This is a genomic window from Enterococcus sp. GPZ-007 (genome assembly GCF_059374735.1).
In genome coordinates this window covers 1-12,592 of the sequence record NZ_JCAFYN010000072.1, presented here as the reverse complement: position 1 = coordinate 12,592, position 12,592 = coordinate 1, and the positions used below count along the sequence as shown (strand labels likewise).

Here is a 12,592-nt window from a genome sequence, read left to right as displayed (position 1 = left end):
GTTTCAACCAGCGAATATTTTCCAGGAGCTAATCCGGTCGCGTAAATCTTACCTGCTTTATCAGAAGTCAAGGTCTTCGTTTCTTTGCCTTCTGCGTCTAGAACTGTTTGAACCTTACCTGCTTGATCACGAATCTCGAATTCAGCACCCTTTAAAGGATCTCCTGCATCATTTTTCTTCACGAAGGTAATAGAGCCTTGATAGTTCACGAAATCCTGCAAGATGATCTCTTGGGGGTTATCCGCTGGTTCATCAGCTATCTCAAAAGCAATCTCCTCTGTATTAATCAAGTAACCATCTGGCGCTTTGATTTCAGTCAGGGTATATTTTCCTGGGGCTAAATGATCGATTGACAATAAACCAGTCTCATCCACCTTATACTCATCCAGCACTTTGCCGTTTTGTCGCAATTCAAAGACTGCGTTAGCTAAGGTCGTCCCCTGTTCCGAAACCTTCTTCATCCGAACAGAGCCTTGATAGTTGATGAAATCGGCTAAAGTAATTGTTTCTGGTTCGCCTGCTGCTTTTTCATCTACTTCAAATGGAACTTCGGTTGGATTCAACAGGTATCCTTCTGGAGCTTGGGTTTCAACCAGCAAATATTTTCCAGGAGCTAATCCGGTCGCGTAAACCTTACCTGCTTTATCAGAAGTCAAGGTCTTCGTTTCTTTGCCATCTGCATCAAGAACTGTTTGAACCTTCCCTGATTGATCGCGAATCTCGAACTCAGCGCCTTTCAAGGAATTTCCTGTATCGTTTTTCTTTAAGAGTGTCACAGAGCCTTGGTAATTAATAAGGTTGCCCAATTCGATTGGGTCTGGTTTTCCTGTCTGTTCCGTGATCTCGAATGGATGTGGGGTCGTATCAAGAATGTAGCCGGCAGGAGCTTGAGTCTCAATCAAAACAAACTTTTTATGTTTCTCATCCTTTAGATCAATACCTTTGAAGTAAATTTCTCCATTTTCATCTGTTTTGATCGTGTCGGTCCTCTCACCACTTCGATTGGTTACAGAGATAGGATCACCGGTCGGCTGACCATTCTCGTCAGCTTCAAAGACTTGATATTCAGCCCCAGCTAATGGTTTTTGATCTTTAGCGATTTTATGGCCCGTGATCTCAACTTGATAGTTATTAAAATCTAAATTATCAATATTCGGATTCTCGTCATCGTTTTCTTGAACGACGAAATAGATTGGTTGATCATTGATGACATAACCAGGAGCCGCCTTGGTTTCCACGAGCTTATAATTTCCCGCACCTAGTCCAGAGATATCAAGGCGCCCATTTTCAGGAGCAACAATCTTTTTCACAAGATGTTCTTCTCCATTAACGATACGATAAAGCTCAAATTCAGCACCAGCGATGGAAGCACCCTCACCTGCTTTCGTAACTTGCGCCTTGCCTCGGAAGTTTTGGAAATCCCCTAATGGATAGACCTTAGGGTCGCCCTCTGCCCGATCTGGAATTTCTACTTTAATCAAAGCTGGGTTAATAACATAATCTGCACCCTCAGCTACTGTTGGTGCCTTAGTTTCCTGATAATAGTATGTGCCTGGAGCCAAATCTTCAAAAATGATTTTTCCGTCTTTATCACTGACCTCTTTTTTATTCAATGGCTGTTTATTACTGTCGTAAAGCGTAAATTCAGCACCGGCTAACCCTTCACCATCAGTATTCCGTTTGACGATTTGGAAAGCCCCTTTGTAATTGATGAAATCTGATAGCTCAATGACAGGTAGTTTTCCATTGTGCGAACTAGCTATTGTAAAGGTGATCTTCTTCGTGTTGATTAAATAGCCTGTTGGTGCTTTGGTTTCCACCAAACTATAGGTACTTGGCGGCAAATGATCAATATGGATTTTTCCATCTTCATTCGATGTAATTGGTTTCGAATTCATTTTTTGATTTTTATCGTTGTAAAGATCAAATTCAGCACCGGCTAAGGTTTTGCCTGCTTTGTCTTTTTTTATAACTTCAACTGAGCCTTGATAATTAGCTAATTCTAATGGGGAGCCATCTGGTTGCGTCGTCACTGTTTTCGGTTGATTATTGGCCGTTTCATCAATGGTAAACGGAATCTCTTTACTATTGAGTACATACCCATCTGGTGCCTTGGTCTCAACAAATTTATAGTCACCAGGCGCCAAATCTTTCACAGTAACCTTGCCGTCTGCTTGAGACACAAGCGGCTGCTGATTGACTTTCTTTCCCTGCTTATCTACAACATCAAACTCCGCACCAGCTAAAGGATTTCCATCACTATCTTTTTTGATCAGCTGAGCGCTGCCTTTATGGTTGTGGTAATCCAAGTTATGGATTGGTACTTGATGATTGCTATTCTGATAAACCAAGAAATACATCGGTGATGTATTAATCAAGTACCCGTCCGGAGCTTCAATTTCAGTAATTCGATAAAAACCAAGTGCTAGACTATTAATTTCGAGGATTCCGTCACTATTTGTCCGATCAGGACTTAATGCGATTTCATCCCATAATGACTGAGCTGGTGCTAATTGGTTCAATTTTTCCAATTTGAAGCGTGCCCCTTTTGTCACACCATCTCCAAACTTGATTGGATTACCAGCTGCATCTGTTTTTTGCAGAATTACTTTGCTACGTTCATTCTGAATTGTTAATGGTGAAGCCGCTTCAGCAGACGTTTTCTCATCAATAGTGATTCGCCGTCCTTTCACTAAATCATCTGAAATAGTGAATCCTTCCGGCGCCTGCGTTTCGACTAATAAATACTCGCCATACGGTAAGCTGCCAAAGGTGATTTGTCCATTATTATCAACTTCACCTTCCCGTAGCATTTGTGTTTTAGAGGTATTCCAAAGCTGAAATTTCGCGCCAGTCAGCTTCGTTTTTCCATCTTCCTCCGTTTTTTGGAGTGTGATCTTGCCTTTTTTCCCTGTAGCCGAACCGCCGCTATGATCAATTTCAACGACAACATCGGAGCCGTCACCACCAGATACCTTTTGCTCATTATCTCCACTCACACTAATCTGATTGGATACCGTATCCTTATTCCCACTCGCACTAGAAGTGATATAGCTGCGATATTCCAGTTCATAAGCGGTATCGATCTTATGCAGCATTTTGATCGTCAATTCTTGCTTACCAGTCAGATTATCAGTAGTTAGAGTGACGGTGTAATCTATATTTTCTATTAATGGTTTGTCATAATTTGGCGTAATCGTTCCATCTTTAGCAACAGTCGTTTCATAAAGCTTGATAGAATCTTGGTCAATAACTTGGTTTTCAGTTGGTACATCTTTGATTACCACGTTATCCAGAGTCGATTGCGAAGGATTGATGATCGCTTTCCAATTGACGTAATCAGGATTTTTACTATCTTGCTCTCCTGCTTTTTGGACATATTTTCCGCCATACTTAATACCGACTTCACCAGATACGTCCCGATCGACCCCATTATTCTCATATTGGGCAATGTTGTCATATTGATTTGAGCCTTCAACAATTTTTCCTGCAACAGAAGTTTTAAATTCAATTATATAGGTTGTTTTCACTCCTTCTGGGAAATCAATCGTCAAGGTTTGATTGTTCTGCTTACTTGGCTGGTCTAGCTTTTGCATATCATTATTGACCACTGTTTCCGGTTGTTTCTTGAAGACTGTTCCATCCTTTTTAACTTCAGCTTCATAAATGCTTACTGAATCAGCCACGTAATCTTGATTGTCTTTGATTTTGTCGATCAAGGTTGCGTTCGTCAACGAATTGCCGCTCAGATTAACAGCAACGCTCCAAGTGATTTCCTTTGTCTGAGCGTTGTATTGCCCGCTTTTTTGAGCATTTAATTGGAACGGATCATTTGGCTTAAAATTATGACTATCGTCGGAGTGATGATCGTTATCATATTTATCTTTCCAATCCGCGGACATATTATTTTTAAAGTGGTCGAGATCAGGATTCGCCGGATCTAATATGCTAACATCAAAATGCGTTTGATACGTCAGCTCTAGCTCTGATTCCGTCGGATTATAGTCCTCTTTAAAGGTCACTTTAAAGCCAGTTTCATCACCAGAACCATTTTTTACTATTTCAATATCATAATCTACCCCTGGGGTCAGAGTCCTTTTCTTCGTCACATCACGAATTTGTAATACTGGATTCCCATCCTCATCAACAACCATGGATAATCCTGGAGTTGGTGAATACGTGTCCGTTAGTATTAGATTCTTCATATAATAATGGTTCTTATTGATATTGATCTTCCAACTAGCGATTTTGGTAGAATAATTCACATCTGTTAGGTTTTTGATGACATTTTGTTGCTGAGCAGTTCCTTTATCTCCGTCAGTGTTTCCAGTTCCGGTCGAGACACTGTTGTCGACCTGTGTTGGATCAGTGACAATGCCATTCATTTTCGTTTGATAGTTAATTTTTATCGCTTGGTTGATATCATGTAAAAACTCAACTTTAAACCCATGACCGTCAGGATTTGCCACTAATTTATAATCTTTTCCTTCAACTAACGGTTCACCTTTGATTTCATGTCCTTTTGAATCAAAAGTAATCGGATAAATTTTTACTGAACCATCAACTAAATCCATATTACTACTGATGGTGTCAGTAACTGTCGCAGCATTTTGTGCGATCATTTTCTCATCATAGTTATATTTGATTTCCCAGTTGAAAAGTTGATTGTTAGGATCGTAACCAGTCATGTTCTTTTCCACTGGTTTCCCATAATTGGTGGTCACAGTCGCAGCTGCATCAACACCATCGTTGTCATTTTTGTCTGTCAATTTCGCCTTGTTTTTGAAACTGACTTTTCCACCTTTATCCGGTTTGGCTGACTCGTCAATGTCTGTTTGATACACTAAGCGATAGGCCTTATTGGTGTCGCCTTTAACCGTGACATTCCCATTTTTGTCAACTGTATACTCATCAGGACTTAATTTCCGTCCAACCTCTTTGACTGTTCCGTCTAAATTCATCACCAACTCATAGACTTCAACAGATTTATAATTAATCCCATTAGGCCAGCTCTCGGTGACCTTCGGATCAGTTAGATGATCCATGGATTGATTGATATTAACAGTCCATTCAACACTATTAGGGTTTGGTGTCCGATCAAAATGTCCCTGCTTATCAATTGATTTTTCAGTATCAGGCTTAATTTCGACATTTACTGGTGGTAAATTATCTTCTACTGGATAGTGAATCGTCAGATCACCAGGACCGTCGATATGATCCTGATTGAATTCAGCCTCAAAAAAGAAGTTTCCATTAATATCACTTTGCTTCTCAACTTCATCGGTGAATGTAAAACGAACATGACCATTTGCATCAACTGTATAAGTAGCGTATACTTCACCGTCTTCATTTTTCAATTCACCATTGATTGGTTTTGCAGGTCGTAATTCTTCCGGTAATTGAAAATCAAAATAGTCTCCAGGTTTGATTTGCTGACGAATCTCTTCTGGAATGCTCCAAGAATAAAAAACGCGTACATTCGTATTTGCTGGAACAGGAGGTTCAACAATGTTTCCCTGATCATCTAAATAGATAAGTTCTGATCCGGTTAGAATCGTACCATCGCCACCTGGAAAATACGTCCTAATATCTGTCGGGTCATCAACACGTTCCGTTTTATTCGGCGTACTCTCCGCCTTTTGCGAATCAGTTGTTTTTGTGCTATCAGTTGCTTCATCAGAATTACTTGTTGTAGTCGTCGTTACACTTGAACTTGAACTTGTACTTGTACTTGAATTAGTGCTGCTGGTTTCTGCACTGCTTTGACTTGATTCCGCTGTTGACGAAGTAGCTTCAGTTGACTGGCTATCGGCCATTTGCGGAAGTTGATAGCTAACGGTTTGATCTTGATAGGTGAATCTCAGCTGTTGTCCGTTTAATTGCTCTTGTCTCAAGGATAAATGGATCGTCCCTGTTCCAGCAAAATCGTCAGGCACCTCAATTCCTTGGTTGTTTTCAACAATCAAATTCGTTGATTGACCTGCTTGCTCTAGCTTCGCTTCCTCAATAATCGCTTCTGAAGCGATTATTTTGCGAGATAATTCTCCTCCCTTCGTTCCTGAAATCTTTAACTCCAATAAATTATCCGCCTGTCCTTTTGACACCGTTTCTAGTTTAAAGGCAGGTGTCGTTACTTCCTCTGCTAATACAGTCAGAGGTACTAATGAATTTACTAAAATCAATAGAGACATAAATCCATAAATTAATTTATCTACCATTTTTTTATTCGACATGTTCTTGAACTCCTTTCTAGTGAATAGCACCATGACTGTTATAACAAAAAAATCCATCCGTTATTTTCAAAAAACGCACTATTTCAGTATCATTTTTGAAAGTTTGGTTTCTACTGTCCATATTTAAATCCTTTCAGCCTTTCTGTTCCTTTCCGAAACAACTTCTAAGACACGATCAAGCCTTGACATATCAATGATTGATAGCGTTTTTGAAATAACTACCTTCTCGGCTGAGGGATAGATGTTAGCCTTTTCGGTAATGTTACTGGTCGTCAATACAATATCAACAGGCTCATTTTTGAAATCAAATACATCGTAAATCTGCAGATTGTAAAGATAGCTGAAATAGCCTTTTATCTGCCGAATAAATCGCTGAATCAATAATCTAGGCAAATCACTATCAATTAGAATGGTGATTGCCGCTTCATAATTACAAGGCTCCTCAAGAAAGAAAATGGTTCTCATATAAGAAAGCATCAGATAATCATCTTCCAAGAAAATGGGATTTCTCGATTCAAGGTAGAGCTCACGAATAAAGTTTCTTGTTTTCTCAATAAGTCGTGGATAGCGCTCCGAGAAGATATTGTGATAGGTGTTCCCCGTCACGTCCATAATGAAGCCTTTAAAACAATAAACAAAATAGTGAGCACTTGTAATATATGCACGAAAACGAATGGCTTCTTCTTTATTAATAGGAAAGAATTCTTCTTGAAAACGAGATACCATTAATTCTGTGGCTGAATAAATCGCTGAATCTTCTTTCGCCATTTTTGAGAGCATCTCTTCTAAGAATGGATCTTTAATAATGTCCATCGTTTTTGATAGCACCAACCAAGCAGCGAAGAAAAACGGAATCTCCGAATGTTTGCGATTGATTATTCCAGAAGAGGCACGTAGTCGTTTTTCAAAAAAAGGATATAAATAGTTGTTCGTCAATTGCCTTTCAAACTCAGACGTTAGCTGAACATAATTGCCTTTTCTAGTTCGAATGATCGCTTGAGCGAAAAGGTAAGACATTTGCCGCTTATGACCATAAGGAATGTTTGAGTAACTAAGCGCCTGATTATTCAACAAATCATCCACATACTTCTCAATCGCTTGCTCATCAATAAACTTGAAGGGCCAAGTACTACCGCGATAGACATTCCAATAAAAAATAGCCATGAACATCCGGATTTGGTGTTCCTCCCCATGCAATTTTGCACTCTCTCGACCGATCTTAATATGATAATGTTGCAACAACTCATGAACCTTGTTTAGATCCCTTCTAACCGTCGATTCACTAATGAAGTGACGTAGCGCATAACTCGTGACACTCTCAAATTCTTCAAGCAGCAAAGATTCCAACATTTTCACAGCATCAGATTGTTTAGCAATGTAAGTGGTCAATTCAAAAATGTCCGCATCATTTTTTACTTCCAGCAAAATCCCGCGACTTTTTGATAAGCAAAAAGAGAGTTGATCTGGATTCAATCGTTCAATCAGTTCTGCCAGATCGTTGATTGTATTCAGTGTGGCTCGTCTACTCAGATTCATTTTCTGTGCTACCCATTCTCGTGAAACCCAACGTCCGTTGATCGAATTTAGTAACAAAAGCATCTGCTGCTGGTTCAGTTCTTTCCGATCAAGAAGGCTCTCAAAAAAATCCTTTCGTTCCATACCCTTTACCCATTCCTTTAACAAATCAATTTAACCATTCGTTCATTATTCCCTTACTAATATCATAGTAAATAAATAAAAAAAGGGGTAATTTAATGCTTGAAAATTTTCAATTTATGCATTTTCATTCAATAATCTTTTTCAATTTGAAATTTTTAGAAATTTTACTAACTTGATTGAGAAAGACTCTTTTATAATTTGTTAATAAAAAAAGAAATCAGGCTTACAAATAAGAAAAAAATAGAGTAGCTACCTGTGAAAAAAAGCACGCCATAAGTCAAAAAAACTCATTACTACTTGAGCAATCAAGTAGTAATGAGTGAAGGTGTTATTAGAATGATTTTGCGATAAAAACACTAGCATGGAGCTGTAGGTCTAGACGGATGAGAAAATGGATACTTCTTACAGTGAGCTTTCTTCATCATTTTTTTTAGTCTCAACTGAGCGAATAACCTCTTTCAGCTGCTTACTTGATAACGCAAACTTCTTTCTTTCCTCTGGATCGATATTCAGCTCAATAATTTCCCGCACACCATTTTGGTCTACCACTGATGGTACTCCGGTAAATAGATCTCTTTCTCCATATTCACCATTGAGATAGGCAGATACAGGCAGAACTGCTTGTTCATTATTCAAGATTGCTTTTACAATTCTTGCTACACTCATGCCGATTCCGTAAAAAGTCGCCTGTTTTCTGTTTATAATTTCATAGGCAGTATTTTTCACACTATCTGAAATAATTGTTAAATCTTCTACTGTTAAACGATTATTTTTTACGATGAATTCCAACAATGGTTTCCCGCCTACCGTTGTATGAGACCAGACAGCCACTTCAGAATCCCCATGCTCTCCAATGATATAGCCATGAATACTTCTTGGATCCATTTGTAATTTTGCGGCCAATTCTTTACGAAATCTTGTTGTATCCAGTGTCGTTCCTGTCCCCACTACTCGACTGCTTGGCAATCCAGAAGCCTTCCATGCAGTATAAGTCAATACATCCACTGGGTTAGAAGCGATCACTAAAACACCATCAAAACCAGAATTCATCACTTCTTTCACTACACTCGAAACAATTTTCGCATTAATATCGATTAATTCCAAACGTGTTTGACCAGGTTTTTGATTTACCCCAGCTGTAATGACAACGATATCCGCATCTTTACAGTCGGCATAGTCGCCAGCCCAAACTTTAATATTTTCCTGTGCCCAAGACATTCCATCCAAAAGATCCAGTGCTTCACCTTCTGCTTTTTCCTGATTCACATCAATCAAGACCAGTTCATTAATAATGCCCTGATTGATCATAGAATAAGCAATACTTGTTCCAACAAATCCTGTTCCAACAACCGCAACTTTTCTACTTGTACGTTTCATAAGAATGCACTTCCATTTTTTTATTTTGATTCTTTCATATTTGCAGCTAACACCTAGCTATACTACTAGATATACGCTAATGTTCCCGAGAATACAATTTTTCTGTTTGTAAGTAGCAAGCTTCCAGCCAATAACTCCTCTTGCCGCTATACGCTTTTAAATTTTGAAATCGTGAATTCACCCTTGCCAATAATTGGGTCACTGACTCTGTCCAGCGAATCGCCTTTTTTATAGATTTCTTTCTTACAGACTAGGTGTGAGGTCGTTTCACTCCATACTAAAACAGTGTTCATGTAAATTTTCACAATTTCTCCTGAAATCATTTCACCATACACATTTTTTACAGTAATTTTATCTCCCAAACCAAATGTCATTGGCTGTTCCCCCTTCGTTCAATATCCATAAGCTTTATCCAATAGCGCTCTACGCCGAAAATCATTTTTTTCACTCCACCAGCCCTCATGCAAGGTCTATTATTGGAGGAAAAGAAAGTATGTCGTTAAGGTTAATTCAGTGATGAGGCATTCACCAGCTTTGTCTGAGTGTACAAATGAATGACATACTGAACTAAGACATAGCAAACCACTAAAATGGCAACAATCGTTTCTAGAACACTTAATGATTCAGCGATCTTTGATAGGAAAAAGCTGTTTTCAAAAACTTTAGCTACTTTAAATATTGCCGTCGCTGAAATAACTAGAGGAAAAGTGAATGCTGCATAGCTAGGATAGAAGCCTACTTTTAGCATTTCTTTCATATAACATAGAATACAAAAATAAATGATTTGCGATAAGATCAGCATAGTGATAACAAATGGAAAAGAAGCTTCTTTACTCACTGATAAATATCCCGCCAAGCATAACGAGCCTGGAGCCGTTAGAATGGTAATCAATGGAATCGCTGAGTCCTCCAATTTTTTCTGGAAAACAATTCTCTTCACCATTATTGGCAATAAAATGAAGTACAAAATTAAGGCTACCCATACCGCAATCTCACCCAACTCTTTGATGAAAACAGCTGACGTATTCGGTATCACCCCTATCCCTACAAATGTGATAAACCAGCTTGGATAAACATTTTCAAAGCTGAGTTCGACAGCTAGAACATGGACTTTAATGAAATACCCCATTAAAACAAGATGCACGACAATCGCGATTACCCATAAGCACGTAGTAAATAGAGAATGAGGAAATAATCTGTTCAAAAAAACGGAAATTACCATCAAAGACATCGTAAACGTCGGCGCTACTGACGCGACAATCGGATTCCTTAACGCTATGACTGTATCTTTGAAGGTAAAGAAGACTTTAAAGAGAAACACGATCATCATCAAAAGACCGGTAAAGCAAAAAACATCGCCGATCTTTTCAAATCCTTCTGAAAAGAGTAAATTCCCTAATGATACGGTTCCTAGGATTAGCCCACATAGGGGGATCGGAATAGCTTTTAAAAAATTGTTTATTGTTTTATTCATACATTTGTCCTTTCTAAACGTTTCTAAACGATTAACAGTTTTATCCTACTTGAATTATATTTTTTACACCCTTATAATAATTGCGTGCTAATCATTTGTAAAATACCGATTTTTCATAACGGATATAAATTTTATTAATAGAAAAAATGGGAGAGGATTCTAATGCTGGAGTTATTGAAAACCTTCATTATCGTTTATGAAACAAGAAATTTTAGTACAGCGGCTAAGAAATTGTTTAAAACACAGCCCACTGTCTCTATTCAAATCCAAAGACTGGAAGCTGAGCTGGGGTTCACCTTATTTGATCGAAAAGGAAAGCAGCTAATACTACCAACGAAGCAAGCAGAATTTTTATATCCAAAAGTAGTTGACGCGCTAAACTCCTTATCCATGATATTTTCGCAGGCAAAAAATGCTAAAAAGTTCAAAACCGACTGCATCCTTGCTTGTTCGAATACCACGGCTGTCTACTTGTTGCCAAAAATCATGAATCAGCTGGTCGCTGAATTTCCATTAGTAACCTTTGAAATAAAAATCATGAACTCGCAGGAAGTCATTGATGCCATTGAAGCCAACAAAGCCCATATTGGCTTAATCGAAAAATCGATTGTTTCTCCGCTGATAAAAAAAGAATTCGTTTATAAAGATGAGCTTGTACTAGCAGGAAATATCGAATCAGACTACTGGCTCCTTAGAGAGAACGATTCTGGTATGTATCTTATTAATGAAACATATCTTTACGCTAATCATTTAGATCCTCAGATTATCAAAACCAATAATAGTGAAGTCATTCTATCGCTGTTGGAAAATAACTTGGGGAAATCAATCATCTCTAAACTAGCTTTGACAGATTCACTAAAGTGGAAAGAATTAGATGGTGACGCTAGATATAGAGACCTTTTTATCATTCAAAACATTCAAAGCCCTAGTCCTGAAATCGATTCTGTCTACGAGCAAATCAAATTATTATTAGCCGAGTTGGCCGAGTGATAGGCTCATGGAAGTAGATAGATTGGACAACAAGTGAAAGCCATTAACGTAAGCATAATGACAAAGAAGCAGTAGGTCAGAATGGAGAACAATTCTTCATCCTGACCTACTGCTTTGTTTTTTCCAAGTGAGACGACATAACAACAGAAGCTATTTCGCTCTATAATAAGCTTCTTACTAGCTAACACCTACACGGACGAAGAATTCCAGTTTGTTGATTTTATCTACCACCGGAAGACTTTTGTCTCGTTTTCCTTCATTATTCTGTTACTGAACTCATCAGTACTAGTCGCTTCCCTAGCGCGAGGTAACTCGAAGCGGCTGGCGAAAATGCACTAGATACTCCTTTTTTTGTTGATGTTGCTGTCGTCGCCAGAGCAATCAGACTTTCTCCTTTGAACAGGCTAATAAATTGTTTGACCGACATCCTTTGTGGAATTTGTTGTGTTTTCAGGACACTAAGAATCAACTTTTTCTGCAAACGATCATACTCGGTAAACGTTGATTTCCCTGCATCAATCACTGGTCCTTCACTTTGTTCATCCTCTGTCTGATCAAACTCGGTTAGGTCATAGGCTTCGATGATGGCATTTAATTTTTCCGCATATTGTTTATCCGTGGCATAGCGTCCTTGCAGATACTCCGTTGCTTCTTCGTAGGTCTTTGCCTGATCCTTCCACGCTCCTTTATAGAACTCTGCATTTCCTGTGATTCCTTTTTTGAGCAATTTCGCATAATCCTCTAAAGACTCTTTATAGGAAGGATATTTTCTAAACTCGGAAGTAATCTGAAAGCTTGCACCAACCTTATCCTGCTCTAGCGTTTGGAAGGTCACCCCCATCCAGCTCGTGGAACGAAA

7 protein-coding genes are annotated in these 12,592 nt (G+C 38.7%); 1 reads left to right on the top strand and 6 read right to left on the bottom strand.

What is annotated here, in order from left to right; translation table 11 throughout:
- The 5 genes from AC4J95_RS20350 to AC4J95_RS20330 all read right to left on the bottom strand — a co-directional run.
- The coding region (locus AC4J95_RS20350) for a SpaA isopeptide-forming pilin-related protein (protein WP_494551423.1) at window positions 1-6,233 on the bottom strand (6,233 nt) is incomplete at its 3' end.
- Window positions 6,234-6,356: 123 nt separating this feature from the next.
- Window positions 6,357-7,892, bottom strand: coding sequence for an AcpB/EbpR/MafR family transcriptional regulator (locus AC4J95_RS20345; RefSeq protein WP_494551422.1), 1,536 nt, complete (start codon window positions 7,890-7,892; stop codon window positions 6,357-6,359).
- A gap of 402 nt (window positions 7,893-8,294) precedes the next feature.
- Entirely contained in the window at window positions 8,295-9,269 is a 975-nt protein-coding gene (locus tag AC4J95_RS20340; RefSeq protein ID WP_494551421.1) for an L-lactate dehydrogenase, read from the bottom strand.
- 146 nt (window positions 9,270-9,415) lie between these two features.
- Complete coding sequence (locus AC4J95_RS20335; protein ID WP_494551420.1) at window positions 9,416-9,643, bottom strand: hypothetical protein; 228 nt, start codon at window positions 9,641-9,643, stop codon at window positions 9,416-9,418.
- A 131-nt stretch (window positions 9,644-9,774) separates the two neighbouring features.
- A complete protein-coding gene (locus AC4J95_RS20330; protein ID WP_494551419.1) occupies window positions 9,775-10,743 on the bottom strand; it encodes a TDT family transporter in 969 nt (322 codons plus the stop codon).
- A gap of 162 nt (window positions 10,744-10,905) precedes the next feature.
- On the opposite strand from AC4J95_RS20330, the gene AC4J95_RS20325 reads away from it, so the two are divergent.
- Complete coding sequence (locus AC4J95_RS20325; RefSeq protein ID WP_494551418.1) at window positions 10,906-11,733, top strand: LysR family transcriptional regulator; 828 nt, start codon at window positions 10,906-10,908, stop codon at window positions 11,731-11,733.
- 259 nt (window positions 11,734-11,992) lie between these two features.
- Here AC4J95_RS20325 and AC4J95_RS20320 read toward each other — a convergent pair.
- The coding region (locus tag AC4J95_RS20320) for a glucosaminidase domain-containing protein (RefSeq protein ID WP_494551417.1) at window positions 11,993-12,592 on the bottom strand (600 nt) is incomplete at its 5' end.

Bases quoted from the DNA above. Each gene is read 5' to 3' on its own strand.
- AC4J95_RS20335 (WP_494551420.1), bottom strand. From the start codon at position 9,643: ATGACATTTGGTTTGGGAGATAAAATTACTGTAAAAAATGTGTATGGT.
- AC4J95_RS20325 (WP_494551418.1), top strand. From the start codon at position 10,906: ATGCTGGAGTTATTGAAAACCTTCATTATCGTTTATGAAACAAGAAAT.
- AC4J95_RS20340 (WP_494551421.1), bottom strand. From the start codon at position 9,269: ATGAAACGTACAAGTAGAAAAGTTGCGGTTGTTGGAACAGGATTTGTT.
- AC4J95_RS20330 (WP_494551419.1), bottom strand. From the start codon at position 10,743: ATGAATAAAACAATAAACAATTTTTTAAAAGCTATTCCGATCCCCCTA.
- AC4J95_RS20345 (WP_494551422.1), bottom strand. From the start codon at position 7,892: ATGGAACGAAAGGATTTTTTTGAGAGCCTTCTTGATCGGAAAGAACTG.